Raw genomic sequence first — 14,634 nt, 5'->3', positions numbered from 1 at the left:
TATGCTATCGACGAAAGGAAGTGCGGCGTTGCAAGTGAACCAAATACGGGCAGGCGCCGCGCTGAGCTATGTGTCCATGGCGCTGAGCACCGTTATCTCGCTGGTCTACACGCCCATCATGCTCCGACAGCTGGGCGACAGCGAGTTCGGCGTGTACCAGGCGGTGCTGCCGATCATCTCCTATCTGAATTTACTGAGCTTCGGCCTGGGCAGCGCCTATGTGCGGTATTACTCCCGCTTCCGTGCCGCCGGCGACAAGAAGGGCTGCGCCAAGCTGAACGGTATGTTCCTGATAACGTACCTCATTCTGGGCGCGCTGGTGCTGGCCATCGGCTTCGGGCTGTCCTACTGCGATGTGGTGTTCGGCAAGAAGCTGACAGCGGAGGAGATCGACCTTGCCCAGCGGCTGCTGCGTATCATGTCGGTCAATGCTGCGCTGACGTTCCCCATCAGCGTGTTCGAGAGCCATGTGACCATCAACGAGAGGTATCTGTTCCAGAAGATCGTAGCCATGGGCAAGCAGGTGCTGAACCCCCTCATTATGATCCCCCTGCTGCTGATAGGCTACCGGTCCGTGACGCTGACCATCGTCTCGCTGATCTTCACGGTGCTCAGCGGCGTGATCAATATCACCTACTGCCTGACACGGCTGAAAATGCCCTTTGCCTTCCGGCACTACGACTTCGCGCTGCTGCGTGAGATGTTCGGCTTTACGCTGTATGTGTTCATCGGCATTGTGGTGGACAACATCAACTGGTCCATCGACCGGCAGCTGCTGACGTGGTTCCACGGCTCCGCCGCGGTGACGGTCTACGTCATCGCCTCGCAGCTGAACAACTATTTCCTGCTGTTCGGAAACGCCATCTCCAACGTGATGACGCCCCGCGTCCACCGTCTGGTGGCGGAGAACGCCCCCATGCGGACGCTGGACGCCCTGTTCACCAAGGTGGGACGGCTGCAGTTCATCCTGCTGGGCGGCATATTCCTGGGCTTCGTGGCTATCGGCCAGTCCTTCGTGGTGCTGTGGGGCGGCGGCGAGCAGTTCCGCATCGACTATTGGACCGCGCTGCTGCTGTTCTTCGCCTGCCTGTGGACCAACATACAGACCGTGGGCATCGAGATACAGCGTGCCAAGAATATGCACAAATACCGTTCGCTGGTCTATCTGGGCGTACTGGTGGGCAACATCGTGATCTCCATCCCCCTGTGTATGAAATGGCAGGGCCTGGGCGCGGCCATCGGCACGGCGGTCGCCACGCTGGTGGGCAACGTGTTCCTGATGAACCGCTACTACTATAAACACATCGGCCTGAACATTCCCGGCTTCTGGCGGCATATCAGCCATCTGCTGCCGGCCATGGTGCTGCCCACCACCGTGGCGGTGCTGCTGGCGGTGTTCGTCCATCCCGCCACCTACTGGCAGCTGATCCCGCCGGGACTGCTGTTTGTGGCGGTGTACGCCGCCAGTATGTGGCTGTTCGGCATGAACCGCTATGAGCGCGGTCTGGTGACCGGACCGCTGCGGCGGATACTGCATCGGCAATGATCTGTCTTTCCGCCCCTGCGCGGCGGGAAGAAAAAAGGGAGGTACTCTGTTATGGGAAGAAAACTTGCGACCTTTTTTCGCCAGCTGAAGCATCTCAGCTTCGCGCGGATGAAGCTGCACATCAACGCCGTCCATGAGGAGACAGGCAAAAACCGCCTGGCCATTTTCTGCGACATGGTATGGTGCGAGGTGCGCTACGGCATCGGCTATCTGGACTACCACGTGTTCGGCTTTGCGAACCGCCGCGGCGCGGTGCGGAAGACCTATATGACCGCCGTGCAGAACCAGGCCCTGACCCGGCAGATGAACGATCCGGCGTATTTCTATCAACTCAACGACAAGATCGAGTTCGACACCATCTTCTCCGACCTGCTGAAGCGCCGCTTCCTGGACCTGCGTAAGACGGACGCCGCGGGCCTGCGGGACTTCTGCGCCGGCACGGAGGCCATCTTCTGCAAGCCCGCCGGGCTGTGCGGCGGCGAGGGCATCCAGCGTCTTATCACAGCGGACATCGACGATTACGACGCTCTGTATGACCGGCTGGTCAAGGGCGGCCAGCTGCTGATCGAGGAGCCCATCCGCCAGCACCCGGACATGAATAAGCTGTGCCCCGACTCGGTGAACACCGTCCGTATCGTCACGCTGGTGACAGCGCAGGGCGCGCAGATGGTCTATGCCCTGGTCCGTATGGGCATGGGCGGCGTGTGCGTGGACAACGTCTCCTCCGGCGGTATGTACGCCCCGGTGAACGAGCATGGCCAGCTGTACCGCCCCGCCTTCTGCGACAAGACCGGCAAATATTACGAGCGCCACCCCGTCACCGGTACAGAGATCATGGGCTTCCAGATCCCCCTGTTCGACCAGGCGCTGGAGCTGTGCCGCACCGCGTCCAGGCGGGTGGAGGCGCACCTGAAATATATCGGCTGGGACGTGGCCATCACGCCGGACGGCCCCGTGCTGGTGGAGGGCAACAACCTGCCCGGTTACGATATGTGCCAGAACGCCGGCCATGTGGACGAGGGTATGCTGCCCCGGTTCGAGAAGCTGCTGGGCCGCCCCATTATGTGATGAAACCGTATGCTGCGCCCCGCGGGGCGAAACAGAGATAAGGAGGACAGACCATGCATCCTATGCGCAGAAAAGACAAGGAACGTGACGCCGCCTTTGCCTGGCAGGTGCTGCGTGACGCCACCTATGCCACCCTGGCCATGACCGACAGTGACGGCGCCCCCTATTGTGTGCCCGTGAACCATGTGGCCGACGAGCAGGGCAATGCGGTGTATTTTCATTGCGCCGGCGCCGGCCGCAAGTGGGACATCCTGACGAAGGAGCCACCTGTATGCCTGTCCGCCGTGTCCAAGGCAGAGCTGATCCCCGGCGAGCTGACCACTGCCTACAAGTCCGCCCTCGTGCAGGGCAGGGCCGTACTGGTGCAGGACCCGGAGGAAAAGATGTACGCCCTGAAGCTGCTGGTGCAGGCGCTGGACCCGGTTTCCATGTCCCGGGCCGTTCTCTGCGCCGAGCACTCCATGCAGCGCACCATGCTGGTAAAGATCATTCCGGAGCACATTACCGGCAAAGAATCCCAAGGCGATTGATGAAAAAGGCAGCACCGCAAGGTGCTGCCTTTTGTTGCCAACCCGCAGAGCGCGGAATCCCCCTTATCTGTCATTGCGAGGAGCGAAGCGACGCGGCAATCCGCCCCCTCGTTCCCTCCCCGAGGGGGGATATTTCCAAAGAAGGGGGGACGCGCACGTCCGCCCCTTCTTTGGCCGCTTCAAGGGGATGGGTTTCTTAAGGGAAGGGGGAAATCGGAATCCCCCTTCCCTTAAGCCGTTTCTTTGGTCACTTTCTTTCGGCAAAGAAAGTGACAGAGAAAACCGCGCCCCACAGGGCGCAAAATCCCTGGCCGACAGGCCAGGAATAATTAAAGGCAAAAAAAGAAAGGCCCAGCGGGCCTTTCTCTTTTTTGAGTTTAATTAGAACTCCTTTTTCTTGCCGATGACGACGGCGGAGCCGGCGACGGAGGTCAGAGCCATACCGACGTACATAGCGATACCAGCGTCAAAGGTCTTGGGGGAGGGCTTGTTGGTCTCAGTGGTGGGGTCAGCGGTCTTGTCAGCAACAACCCACACACCAGCGACCTGCTCAGCGGTAGCGCCGGAGGGAACCTCGGTGTAATTCTCATAGACCTTAGCGGTGGCGCCGCAAGCGGAGCACTTAGCGGTCAGCTTCTCGTTATCGATAACCCAAGTGTGAGGAACGACTTTATCGGACAGCTTACCAACCTCAGTCAGAACGAGGACTTCGCCGCCAACCAGCAGCTTGCTGTTGCCACCAGTAACATCGGAGAACAGAATCACATCGTCGTTATCATTGGTAGCGGTATAGAACTTGGTCTTCTTGTCGGCACCAGCGATATCCTTGTAGTTGACCTGACCGCACTTGCTACCCAGATTAGTATATGCAGCCGCCTCGCCATCGGTATACTTGACTTCTTTAACTTCTTTGAGGTACATGGCAACAGTAGTCTTGCCAGTATACTTCAGAACCAAGCTAGCATCGGAAGCCTTAGTGACCTTGACGTAATATTCGTCCTTGAATTGGTCGCCACTCAGCGCATAGTAAGCAATGGTGTTTTCATCAGCGTCAGCCTTGTGGTAGGTTACGGTGACTTCCTCGGCGAGAGCGACATCGCTATCCTTACCGAAGACATCATAGGTCTGAGACGCCGCGAAAGCGGTGGTGCACAGTGCCAGAGCCATGACCATGGCCAGCACAGTTGCAATGATCTTCTTCATGTTTGTTTCCTCCATAAAAATTTGTTTGTGTCCGGTTCGGCTTCATCACTCGGACCACCGTTTACAACGTAAACATCATTATGTTGTAAAAATTTTTACGGATTTTATTACCAGTTATTTCCATTTTTGAGGTAGTGACACCGCGCCGTTAAAAATCGCCCGAAATTGGAAATAATTTCCATTTCTTCCATAATTTACCAGGAATTTACGCAATTTATCTGAGCGCCTGTAAAGCGTAATTCTTGTGTAACGCAGCATTTATGCAATTCAAATCGAGATTTTCAAAAAACGCAACAACTTCGCTGGAAAAATTTTCCAGTCAAAATCGAAAAGTCATTATGTAAACTGCTTTGACGCTGATAGCGGCCAAAAGCCGTTCATAATTCGGTTACAATTTATTCGGTGAAAGCGTTGTCTGTGTTTTTGTGCGTAAAAGGAAGTTTCGCCGTCCCGGCGGCGCGGAGGCTTACGCGGCCACTTGCCCCAGCCACGGTAGGGGCGTTTTCTTCTCTCGGGCGGGCGATTATCAAATCGCGCCAAAGCCGCCCGGAGGGCGGCTTTGGGTGGTGCGCCCCCGGGCGCGGGGGTACATCTGTGAATGTTCCGTTAAGATGCCGTTAAGAAATCGCCAATTTTCTTGAAAACCAGATTTCAGAGTGCTACCATGAAACAACGTAGGGGGCGCGAGGTACAGGCCCCGCGCGACAGGAGGGGAGCTCCCGGGCGACAGATATCATCTGTTGCCCGGGAGCCTTGCTTTTCCCAACTCCCTTTTAAGTTAATTGTTGCTACTGCTTGGTTAGCCTATTCTAATGTAGATTTATTCATTAGGGGACATAAAAAGAGGCAGGAGCCGTAACGGTTCCTGCCTCTTTTTATACAAGTTAGTCAGCAGTCCATCTTGATTCAAAGTCCTGCTTTTCCAATTTACAACAGCTTTGGACTTTTGCGCCGAGATTTGTTTCATCATCTTCCATGGCATCTAAACGCACACGAAGAGCCTCTGTCAAAGACACAATAGATGCTTTTGACTTTATCCAGTTTTGAGGACTAAATACTCGATTTTCCGCGACAGCCTTGCTGTTCGCATTTTTGAAAGCTCGATTCAATGTTTTACCAGCAATGTTTATAATTGTGTCCATCATGCCACATTCCTTTAATTGTGCTAGTACTTTACTAGGGCGAGGAACCATTTCACTCATATTGCTAACCTCAGCAAATACTATAGATACAGCATACAAATGGTGAAATGGGGCATAAGACTTCATCGCAAGTAAGGTTTCATCAAGACCCATTGGATTATCAGGATTCCACCTACTCATAATGGCACTGTGTAATTCATGTAGTGCCTGTACATCTTCTGCTGGATAGTCCTTCTTAAACAGTTGATTAAAGTAAATGTCAAATATCTTTGTTTCGCTATAAGACAAGGTTGGACGCTGTGAGTGCCATGCAATCAGTTCTTTCCCCAAGTCCGTAAGCTGTATGATGTGCCCAGCATCATACCTTGTTGTATCAACATTTTCTCCACGCTTAGTAACCATGTAACCGTTTGGGTAAGTCTGCTCATAGTTTTTCTTTATGCTCAGTACAATCTTATCATTGCTTCGTAAATCTCTAGCTTTTACAGCACTTTGAGAGTTCGTGGAGTTAGTGATTTTGTCAGCTTTTTCACTGTTTGCCATCTCATAGAACTTAAACAGGATATATCCGTATGACTTTTTAGCTGCCTCTCCACAACTAAAAATTGTGCTAAGGCTCTGGCATCCATTTACAATGTTCAGGTCTTTTACAGTTAACTGCCCATTCTGAATGTCCATCTTCGAACAAAGCGCTGTTATGCCATTGTGACAAAAGAAAAAATCTCCAGGTTCTTTCTTGATTGTCTTAGCTATACCCTTGTTGACTTTGTTGCTATTTCCAAGAGATTGTCGAACATTTTTTCTGAAAAGCCTTCCGTCTTTAATACCTGGAATGTTTACGCAATCCTTAAGAGGTATAGCTGCCAATACAGCGCGAGTGCCATTTAACTCTACATCAAGGTATTTCCCAGATTCAAGTTGAAAAGTGAAATTGATGTAGTTATTGGTTTTGTTAAGTGCCTCGTCATATTTGACCTTTAGCATTTCATCGTCAACTACAACGAAGTTGGCGTTCAGTTCTTCGCTGTCTGATAACTTCTTGCTAAATGCATCCGCATCCATCTGAGCCTGATCAGTCAACTTTGCAGTCGTTACCAGTTCAAAACAAATCTCATAGTCATCGTCTAATGCTGCAGAAATTTCATTGATTTTGACCTTTAATTTAGAATTTGCGGCATCCTGCAACTGATTTAAGTCCTGAACCAAAATCCACGAAGACAACACTTCCCTAACAGGTTCGGCATCTATATACTCACCAGACATAAACTTTCCCTGAATGATATAGATGGTAGAATCTTGATTATTGATATAAACAGCGTCTATCTGCTTGTCATTGGCGCCATCTGTAATGCAGTCCTTTGCCTCTACAGTATTTAACCCATGGATGTTCCGTAAATACCATGCTACAAAACGCTGGCCATCGTTTGCGTAATTGTCTTGATAATAGGTTTGCTGTATATCATGTAATATCTTGGCATACATAAGTTTTTACCTCCAAATTTATTCTACATTGCAAAAAGTATATAATATTTAGGTATGCAATTCAATAGATAATAGTGGCTTATTCTCAAGCCACTATTATTGCTTTGTTAAACCTTGTTTGGGAACAATCCTTTGGTGTTGAGTGTCAATTCTCGATTGGTGATGCTTGCGTAGTCGGCTCCGGTAACATTTGTCTTGTCGGCCATTATGTCATATAGCTTGTCTACCTTTTCTTGCGTGCTGAGTGTGCCGTTGGCCTCTAACCACCAGAACAACTTTAATTGCAGTCCAAGATATTTCGTGGCCGGTGCTCGCTCTTCTTGTTCTGGATAGAATGCGGATAGCTTTGAATGTATTGCGTTGATGCGTCCAAGATTGTAGGCTCCCTTAGAATGTTTGCCAGATTCTATTTGCTCCAGCTGTATGTGCTCTGTTCTGGCAAATCCCTGATATGCACTATGGCTATCAGTAACAAGAATAGCATCGCTTGCAAACTTTCCAGAAAGATTCTTTGTCAAATCATTTGTCTCTAATCTTCCTACACATACTGGGTCTATTGTAAAATGTCCACTTCTATCTTTACAAGTCAACACACAGGTCTGGTCATTGCTGATACCCTTTTTGTAGCTGTTACCTGATTCAAGCAGTCGCTCCAATCGCTCTGGTTCACTTTTTAATCTGTCCCAAAGGCCATTTTTCTTTAGATACTCGACTTTTTCTTCGTATGTTCTGTGATGACGAGGCATACGGTCAAGTACATCTATGAAAAATGCAGGGTCTCGTTTGCCCTTAAAAGAAACCGGAATGTAAAACTCGTCACATTCAGCAATATCTATGAACTCACTTTGCTCTTTATAAATTTCTTCGAGTGCCAAACATACCTTGTGGCGATTATGCCATACCGTTGGTACACTCGTACCAATAGTATCGGCTATTGCTTGTAATGGTAGATTTTGCACCATTCCCAACAATAAACCTTTCCATTGTGCTGGCGCCAGTCTTGAATGATACATCAATGTCTGACTGGTTTCACAGAAAGTTTTACAACAATCCTTGCAACGGTATCTCTGTCTGCCTCCTGCTTTTCCGTGTCTCTTCAGACTGATGCTCCCACAATGTGGACACGCCAGAGGTATTTCATCATTCTCTTTTATGCTGTCCTTTGTGGTTTGTCCTCCTGCCCTCTTAACTTCCAGTGCAGCCATTAACTGGTTGACTTGTTCATCGCTGAGTTTATCAATGTCAGTCAGTATCTCCTTGAAGAAATCGGCCATAGTAAGCCCTCCTAGCAGTATCCGCCTGTCTGCACTGCTTTCGGTGCTTGCCCTTCAACCGTAGTCCAAGTTCTTTAGAAGTGCTTGCTTCTGGAGTGATAGCGCCTTTTGGCTGCATTGTGCTGCTTTCTGCTGATAGTAGGCAGACTCACGGATAAATTCTTCTGCCGCATCAAATGCACTTAGGAGTTCCAGCTTCAACTGCTCTTTGTTGGATGGCGCTTTTAAGTCTGTTTTCTGTATTGCTGAGGACACCATCTTTAGGTAACCACTGTCGGATGTGATAAACGCCAGCAGTATCCCCATTAAACCGCCATGCACATTTGGATTGGCTATCTTTTTACTGTCTATAACTTGCTTGATTTCTGTCCACTCAGCATCAGCGATGATTTCTACCCCAAGTTTCTTTGCAAATATTCTAGTCTCTGCTGTTACCCGATTGTTAGTGATGACAACAGGTGCCGCACCGTTATTGTAGTAATGGGTTCCAGCATAAACCTCTTGTATAGGTGCCTTGCTTAAAGGTTTGTTGAAGAACTTGCATTGAATGTTGAATGAATACTTGATTGGCCTTGTGATACTGGTGGCTATGATGTCAATGCCACCGTCATTACTGCCTGTTTTCTTTGCACGAAACCCATGCTCACCAAGAAACTGAACCATGAGGTTCTCAAAATCTGTTCCTGTATAACAGTTCTGAAAGAGGAATGAGGTATCCATGCCTATATGCTCCTTTGAAAAGTAGTAACTCCATTTGTGAAGTTCACTTCTCAATAGCAGAGAGGATGGTGTGCAATTAGGTATCCCTAAATTGGACTGATGTCGCTATCTTTTGCAATGTATCCATGCGGGATTGAATGATTGTTGAGTGGTCATTGAATGTATGTTGCTGGTTTGACTGTATATCAAAGTAGTGGCAATGTATCTGCACCTCCCAATCCTTTGATTTGAAATATATATTTCTTCTTACCACAAAGACAAACGAAAAGAGGATACCCTGTTTCAAAAGGTATCCTCGCGCAGATGCAACTATTTATTCACGTATTTCAAAGTTTATTCACGATTATACATAGCAACACTTATCTTGAAAAGGGACTTTCCCAAAGGAAAAACCCAACAGCCTCGCTAAAAGCGCGGCTGTTGGGTTTACCATAATATATATTATTGTTAACTTATCGCCAGGTCTGACTGTAAAAGTACAGGGCCAGCATTCCGGGTCCCACATGGGCGCCGGTGACGGGCTCGTGACAGACGGAGAGTATCTCGCCGGTGCAGCCGGCCTGCCGCAGGGCGGTGGCCAGGTGCAGCGCCTCCGCCGGGGCGGCGGCGTGAGAAATACCCACCGGCGCAGACTTATCCTCCACCATTTCTTCATACAACCGGATCAGCGTATCCATGGCCTTTTTGCGGCCGCGCTCCTTGCTGAGCACCACGATTTTGCCCTCCGGATCGCCCTGTAGGATGGGCTTGATCTGCAGCAGTGTGCCGGCAAAGGCCGCGGCGCCGGACAGCCGGCCGCCCTTGCGAAGGAATTTCAGATCGTCCACCATGAAGTGCTGGCGCATCTTGCCGATAAGCTGGTTGGCGCGGGCCACGATCGTCTCCATATCTGCGCCCTTCTGCGCCATATCGGCGGCTTCCAGCACGATGAGCCCCTCGCCCAGGGAAGCGCCGCGGCTATCCAGCACGCGTATGTCACGGTCGGGGTAGCGCTCGCGCAGCTCCTGCGCCACCACGCTGACGCCCCAGCAGGTGCCGCTGACACCGCCGGACAGCCCCACATACAGCACATCATCGCCCCGGTCCAGCACAGGCTCCATGGCCTCGCGGGCGGCCAGCGGTGTGATCATAGAGGTCTTCACCTCCGCACCCTTACGCATAGCCTCGTAAAAGGCGTGGCCGTCAAAGGGCTTGGATATGTCCACCGGCTCACCGTCGATGGTATAGGTCAGGCACAACTCCGTGATACCGTACTGCGCCCGCAGATCCGGCGGCAGATTGGCCGCGTTGTCAGTCATTACTTTGATCATAATGCGTCTCCTTTGAGGATAGATATGTATTATATTACAGCCGTGCGCGCACCCAGTCGGCCAGCGTGTCGAACAGGCAGCGATAGCCGGACATGGTCAGATGGATGCCGTCGGCGGCGATAAGACCGGACAGGTCGCGCTGGGGCAGGAACTGCCGCCGCACGTCGATAAGGGGCACGCCCTCGGCAAAGGCCAGAGCCGCCACCGCGTCGGAGTACAGCTCCTGGTGGCGGTAAATGCGTCCCACATCTCCCAGCCAGCGCAGCACGCTGCCGCCGTCCGTCTTTTGGGAGATAAATCGGAAATACCGCTGTCCGTCAATGGGCGGCAGCGTCATCAGCACCGGCTGCACGCCGGCGGACTTCAGCGCCGTGACGGCGCAGTGCAGCTTCTCCGTAAACTCCGGCAGGGTCGTGCGGGGCAGGTGGTCCTGCTCCGGCGCGGCGGCGACGGCCTCCCAGTCGAAATCGCTGTCGTTGCCGCCGTAAGCCACCAGCGCCCAGCGGGCATCCATGCCCCGCTGCACATCGTGCTCCACCAACGCCAGGCCTTTGGTCACTGTGGCGCCCATCTTGGCGCGGTTCACCACCTCCAGCCGGTCGCTGGGATACTGGGCCATCACCTCCGGCAGATGGAAGTGGTAGCGCATATCCGCGTCGGGCATGGTGGCCTTCAGCAGAGAATCACCGTAGATAAAAGCACGTTCCATAGGACTGCCTCCCCATGTGGTTTTTATCTAATATAGCATATTAGCACACGCGCGTCAACAGATTTTTCTGCTGGATTTCTTGCATGATGTGCCTGTATGTGGTATACTATACAGCAAATCGGATACAGGGGTGTCGCTATGGAATATGACAAGGAATTGATCGCCCACAAGCTGCAGCGGTGGGACAAGTTCATCACGGATTATCATCTGCCGGACTGGGAGACGATACCGGATTTCGGCCTGTATATGGACCAGGTCATCGTACTGCTGGAGCAGTATCTCAGCTTCATTCCCGCGCCGGTGGGCGGCAAGGAGCGCTTTGTCACGTCCTCCACCATCAACAACTACGTTCGGCTGAAGATCATGCCCGCGCCGGAGAAGCGGAAATACCACCGCATCCACATCGCGTACCTCATCATGATCCTGACCATGAAGCAGAGCCTGAGCATCAGCGATGTGCAGAAGATCCTGCCCGCTGACAGCAACGAGACGGACGTCCGCGCGGTGTATGAGGATTACTCGCTGAAATTCCGCCGGGTGGGGCTGTTTTTCAACCAGCAGGTGCAATCCGGGTCGGAGGGCATCCGCAGCGCCAACGAACAGAACGGCAATAACGCCGTGGAGCTGCTGGTCATCGAAAGTGCGCTGATCGCCGGGTTCTCCAAGATATTGGCGGAGAAGCTGATACGCCTGTGCGGCGCAGATGCCGAGGATGTGCTGGCCGCGGAGCAGACACCGCCCCAGCCGTGATCAACAGGGCTATTGTATAGCATTTCCGAGGGGAATATGTGAACGAACTATAAAATCCGTGGCCGAAAGGCCACGGATTTTCTTATGGCGCGGCGCATATACTCCCGCGAGGTGATCGTATGAAAAAGCTCCTGCCGTATGTGCTGGCATTCCACGCCGCCCTGGCCGCGGCGATCCTGCTCTGGGCGCTGCAGGAAAAGTTCCCCGGCCCGCTGACCAACACGCTCTCCCCCGTATGGAACAGCCCATGGGAGATGGGCAAAGCCGCGTTCTTTCCCCTGCTGGCGGCGGCACCGACGCTGTGGGTGCTGCAAAAGGGCGGCAGCCGGGGCGGACTGTGCCTGATGGCCCTGTCCGGCGCGGCGCTGGCCCTGGCGCTTGCCTGGATGCCGCTGGCGCCGGCGGTGGTGGCCGTGCTGGCTATCACGGCGGCGCTGGCCCTGTACGCCGCCCTGTGGCGGCGCGTCTCCGGTGACGCGCTGCCCTGGTACCTGCTGACTGCCGCACTGAGTGTGGCCTATATCCTGCTGACCATTTTGCCCCCCGCCGGCGGCATATTTACCCCGTATACCGTGGCGACCGGCGGCACCATCCCGTTTTGAGGGCCAAAAACCCTCCCCCTTGGGGTACGGCCTGTTTCCCTCGTAGGGGCCGATGCCCACATCCGCCTGCATGCAGGGGTTCCCGCTGAACACCCGTAGGGGCCGGCGTCCACAATGCAGGGGCCCCCGCTGAACACCCGTAGGGGCCGGCGTCCCCGACGGCCCCCAAAAAGGCACCCCGTAGGGATGCCTTTTTGTTATTCAAGCTCGAAAGGGGCTAAATTATCTCTGGCCGTCAGGCCAGGGATAATTTAGCGCAAAAAAAGAAAGGCCCAGCGGGCAAGCAATCTCTATTCACCCCACCCCCGCCAGGGGGTGGGGTAATTAAGCGCAAAAAAAGAAGCACCCCGCAGAAAAGTAGCATTCACTATCCCTCCCGCGGCAGCGGGAGGGATATATATTTATCCCCCGCGGCAGCGGGGGATATTTATTTCGTCCGCGCCGTTAGGCCAGAGATAATTAAGCACAAAAAAGAAAGGCCCAGCGGGCAAGCAATCTTTATTCACCCCACCCCCGCCAGGGGGTGGGATAATTAAAGTAAAAAAAGAAAGGCATAGGGGAAAACACCCTTTACTATTCCTCCCGCGGCAGCGGGAGGGATAATTAAACACAAAAAAAGAAAGGCCCAGCGGGAAAGCAAACTCTATTCACCCCACCCCCGCCAGGGGGGTGGGATAATTAAACACAAAAAAGAAGCACCCCAAAAAGAAAAATCATCTATATTATCCCTGGCCGTTAGGCCAGGGATAATTAAACGCAAAAAAAGAAAGGCCCAATGGGCCTTTCTCTTTTTTGTGTTTAATTAGAACTCCTTTTTCTTGCCGATGACGACGGCGGAGCCGGCGACGGAGGTCAGAGCCATACCGACGTACATAGCGATACCTGCGTCAAAGGTCTTGGGGGACTTGTTGGTGTCGGTGGGCTTGGTGGTGTCGGTCTTGCCATCGGTGTAGGCCAGGTAGATGGTCTCGCCATCATCGTTCACAAACGCCTCAACATTCTTCAGACCGGAAGCCTTAGCGGCAGCATAGGTCTTGTAGATGGAAGCAACAGTGCCGCAGTCAGAGCACTTGTAAGAAACGACCTTGCCATCCTTCTCGACAGCAACCCAAGTGTGGCCAACCAGAGTCTGCTCACCAGCCAGCGTCACGGAAACCAGCTTGCCGTTCAGCAGGACATACACAGCGCTCTCAGCATCGCTGGCCACAAAGTACGCCTCACCAGCGTCCTTGGTGCCGTTATCAGAAGTGTATTTGCTGGTGTTCACATAGTAAGTGCCATCGGCATCAACATCAAGCTGGCCGCACTTGTCACCAATCTTGGTGAAAGCCTCAACCTTGGCAACATAGCTAGCACCAGTATTAACGTGCTTCAGGTACAGTGTGGAAGCACCGGACTTGGTGAGCTGCAGATCGAAATCAGTCTTGTCTGCCTTGGTGTAATCACCGTTGTAGCCAGTGTTTGCAGCCGAGGCACCACTTACAGTGTAGTAAGCAACATTACCAACGCCGGTGGCTTTGTTGAACGCAGCCTCGTGAGCTACCACAGAAAAGCTTTCAGCATCCGTGGTGTTCGCCATCAGCTTTTCGCCGCCTCTGGTATAGCCGGTATAACCAGCAACAGGATCCGCCGCGAACGCGGTGGTGCACAGTGCCAGAGCCATGACCATGGCCAGCACAGTTGCAATGATCTTCTTCATGTTTGTTTCCTCCATAAAAATTTGTTTGCGTCCGGTTCAGCTTTGTCACTCGGACCACCGTTTACAACGTAAACATCATTATGTTGTAAAAATTTTTACGGATTTTATTACCAGTTATTTCCATTTTTGAGGTAGTGACACCGCGCCGTTAAAAATCGCCCGTAATTGGAAATAATTTCCATTTCTTCCATAATTTACCAGGAATTTACGCAATTTATCTGAGCACCTGCAAAGCGTAATTCTTGTGTAACGCAGCATTTATGCAATTCAAATGGAGATTTTCAAAAAACGCAACAACTTAGCTGGAAAAATTTTCCAGCTAAAATCGAAAAGTCATTATGTAAACTATTCGGCCCGAAATGCGCCCCAAATCCCGTTCATAATTCGGTTACAATTTAGGCAAGTGAAGTGGTTTTTGCGTAAAGTGAGGTTGGTTGTTTTTTCTCTCCCCCAGTCGCCTACGGCGACAGCCCCCTCCCAGAGGGGGCCAAGGCGGCTGACGCCGCGACGAGCGGATTGCCACGCCAGTCTGCGGACTGGCTCGCAATGACACCTCATCCGTCAACGCTTCGCGTTGCCACCTTCCCCTCAAGGGGAAG

The 14,634-nt window shown here is 52.4% G+C and carries 12 protein-coding genes; 5 read left to right on the top strand and 7 right to left on the bottom strand.

Going from position 1 to position 14,634, the window contains the following annotated elements:
* Positions 1-34 precede the first annotated feature (34 nt).
* From ACOMDU_RS09235 to ACOMDU_RS09225, 3 genes are read left to right on the top strand one after another with little or no spacing between them, the layout of a single operon-like run.
* The gene (locus ACOMDU_RS09235; protein WP_421130145.1) at positions 35-1,546 is read left to right on the top strand and encodes an oligosaccharide flippase family protein; all 1,512 of its coding nucleotides are present in this window, start codon (positions 35-37) and stop codon (positions 1,544-1,546) included.
* Between the two features lie 51 nt (positions 1,547-1,597).
* Positions 1,598-2,614 carry a sugar-transfer associated ATP-grasp domain-containing protein gene (locus ACOMDU_RS09230; RefSeq protein WP_421130042.1) on the top strand — a complete coding sequence of 339 codons (1,017 nt, stop codon included), beginning with the start codon at positions 1,598-1,600 and terminating at the stop codon, positions 2,612-2,614.
* Positions 2,615-2,667: 53 nt separating this feature from the next.
* The gene (locus ACOMDU_RS09225; protein WP_421130041.1) at positions 2,668-3,144 is read left to right on the top strand and encodes a pyridoxamine 5'-phosphate oxidase family protein; all 477 of its coding nucleotides are present in this window, start codon (positions 2,668-2,670) and stop codon (positions 3,142-3,144) included.
* Positions 3,145-3,525: 381 nt separating this feature from the next.
* Here ACOMDU_RS09225 and ACOMDU_RS09220 read toward each other — a convergent pair whose 3' ends face one another.
* From ACOMDU_RS09220 to ACOMDU_RS09195, 6 genes are all read right to left on the bottom strand, one after another.
* A complete protein-coding gene (locus tag ACOMDU_RS09220; RefSeq protein ID WP_421130040.1) occupies positions 3,526-4,347 on the bottom strand; it encodes a hypothetical protein in 822 nt (273 codons plus the stop codon).
* A gap of 884 nt (positions 4,348-5,231) precedes the next feature.
* Positions 5,232-6,971 (bottom strand): AIPR family protein, encoded by a 1,740-nt coding sequence (locus ACOMDU_RS09215; RefSeq protein ID WP_178265083.1) that lies wholly within the window; start codon positions 6,969-6,971, stop codon positions 5,232-5,234.
* Positions 6,972-7,078: 107 nt separating this feature from the next.
* On the bottom strand, positions 7,079-8,245 hold the full coding sequence (locus tag ACOMDU_RS09210) for an IS1595 family transposase (protein ID WP_178265082.1): 1,167 nt from the start codon (positions 8,243-8,245) through the stop codon (positions 7,079-7,081).
* Positions 8,246-8,299: 54 nt separating this feature from the next.
* On the bottom strand, positions 8,300-8,965 hold the full coding sequence (locus ACOMDU_RS09205; protein ID WP_178265081.1) for a restriction endonuclease: 666 nt from the start codon (positions 8,963-8,965) through the stop codon (positions 8,300-8,302).
* 452 nt (positions 8,966-9,417) lie between these two features.
* Positions 9,418-10,275, bottom strand: coding sequence for a DegV family protein (locus ACOMDU_RS09200; RefSeq protein WP_421130039.1), 858 nt, complete (start codon positions 10,273-10,275; stop codon positions 9,418-9,420).
* A 34-nt stretch (positions 10,276-10,309) separates the two neighbouring features.
* Positions 10,310-10,984, bottom strand: a complete 675-nt coding sequence (locus ACOMDU_RS09195) for an SGNH/GDSL hydrolase family protein (RefSeq protein WP_022136241.1) — start codon at positions 10,982-10,984, stop codon at positions 10,310-10,312.
* A gap of 138 nt (positions 10,985-11,122) precedes the next feature.
* Between ACOMDU_RS09195 and ACOMDU_RS09190 the strand changes: the two genes are divergently transcribed.
* Together ACOMDU_RS09190 and ACOMDU_RS09185 are read left to right on the top strand one after the other, a co-directional pair.
* The gene (locus ACOMDU_RS09190; RefSeq protein WP_022136242.1) at positions 11,123-11,734 is read left to right on the top strand and encodes a DUF1836 domain-containing protein; all 612 of its coding nucleotides are present in this window, start codon (positions 11,123-11,125) and stop codon (positions 11,732-11,734) included.
* 119 nt (positions 11,735-11,853) lie between these two features.
* The gene (locus ACOMDU_RS09185; protein WP_421130038.1) at positions 11,854-12,336 is read left to right on the top strand and encodes a hypothetical protein; all 483 of its coding nucleotides are present in this window, start codon (positions 11,854-11,856) and stop codon (positions 12,334-12,336) included.
* Positions 12,337-13,138: 802 nt separating this feature from the next.
* Here the strand turns inward: ACOMDU_RS09185 and ACOMDU_RS09180 are convergent.
* The gene (locus ACOMDU_RS09180) at positions 13,139-14,035 is read right to left on the bottom strand and encodes a hypothetical protein (protein WP_421130037.1); all 897 of its coding nucleotides are present in this window, start codon (positions 14,033-14,035) and stop codon (positions 13,139-13,141) included.
* Positions 14,036-14,634 lie beyond the last annotated feature (599 nt).

Origin of the sequence: Vescimonas sanitatis, from assembly GCF_049060325.1 — a bacterium.
GTDB classification, from domain to species: Bacteria; Bacillota; Clostridia; order Oscillospirales; family Oscillospiraceae; genus Vescimonas; species Vescimonas sanitatis.
This window is presented reverse-complemented; position numbering and strand designations above follow the sequence as displayed.

Bases quoted from the DNA above. Each gene is read 5' to 3' on its own strand.
- ACOMDU_RS09230 (WP_421130042.1), top strand. From the start codon at position 1,598: ATGGGAAGAAAACTTGCGACCTTTTTTCGCCAGCTGAAGCATCTCAGC.
- ACOMDU_RS09225 (WP_421130041.1), top strand. From the start codon at position 2,668: ATGCATCCTATGCGCAGAAAAGACAAGGAACGTGACGCCGCCTTTGCC.
- ACOMDU_RS09220 (WP_421130040.1), bottom strand. From the start codon at position 4,347: ATGAAGAAGATCATTGCAACTGTGCTGGCCATGGTCATGGCTCTGGCA.
- ACOMDU_RS09215 (WP_178265083.1), bottom strand. From the start codon at position 6,971: ATGTATGCCAAGATATTACATGATATACAGCAAACCTATTATCAAGAC.
- ACOMDU_RS09210 (WP_178265082.1), bottom strand. From the start codon at position 8,245: ATGGCCGATTTCTTCAAGGAGATACTGACTGACATTGATAAACTCAGC.
- ACOMDU_RS09205 (WP_178265081.1), bottom strand. From the start codon at position 8,965: ATGGATACCTCATTCCTCTTTCAGAACTGTTATACAGGAACAGATTTT.
- ACOMDU_RS09200 (WP_421130039.1), bottom strand. From the start codon at position 10,275: ATGATCAAAGTAATGACTGACAACGCGGCCAATCTGCCGCCGGATCTG.
- ACOMDU_RS09195 (WP_022136241.1), bottom strand. From the start codon at position 10,984: ATGGAACGTGCTTTTATCTACGGTGATTCTCTGCTGAAGGCCACCATG.
- ACOMDU_RS09190 (WP_022136242.1), top strand. From the start codon at position 11,123: ATGGAATATGACAAGGAATTGATCGCCCACAAGCTGCAGCGGTGGGAC.
- ACOMDU_RS09185 (WP_421130038.1), top strand. From the start codon at position 11,854: ATGAAAAAGCTCCTGCCGTATGTGCTGGCATTCCACGCCGCCCTGGCC.
- ACOMDU_RS09180 (WP_421130037.1), bottom strand. From the start codon at position 14,035: ATGAAGAAGATCATTGCAACTGTGCTGGCCATGGTCATGGCTCTGGCA.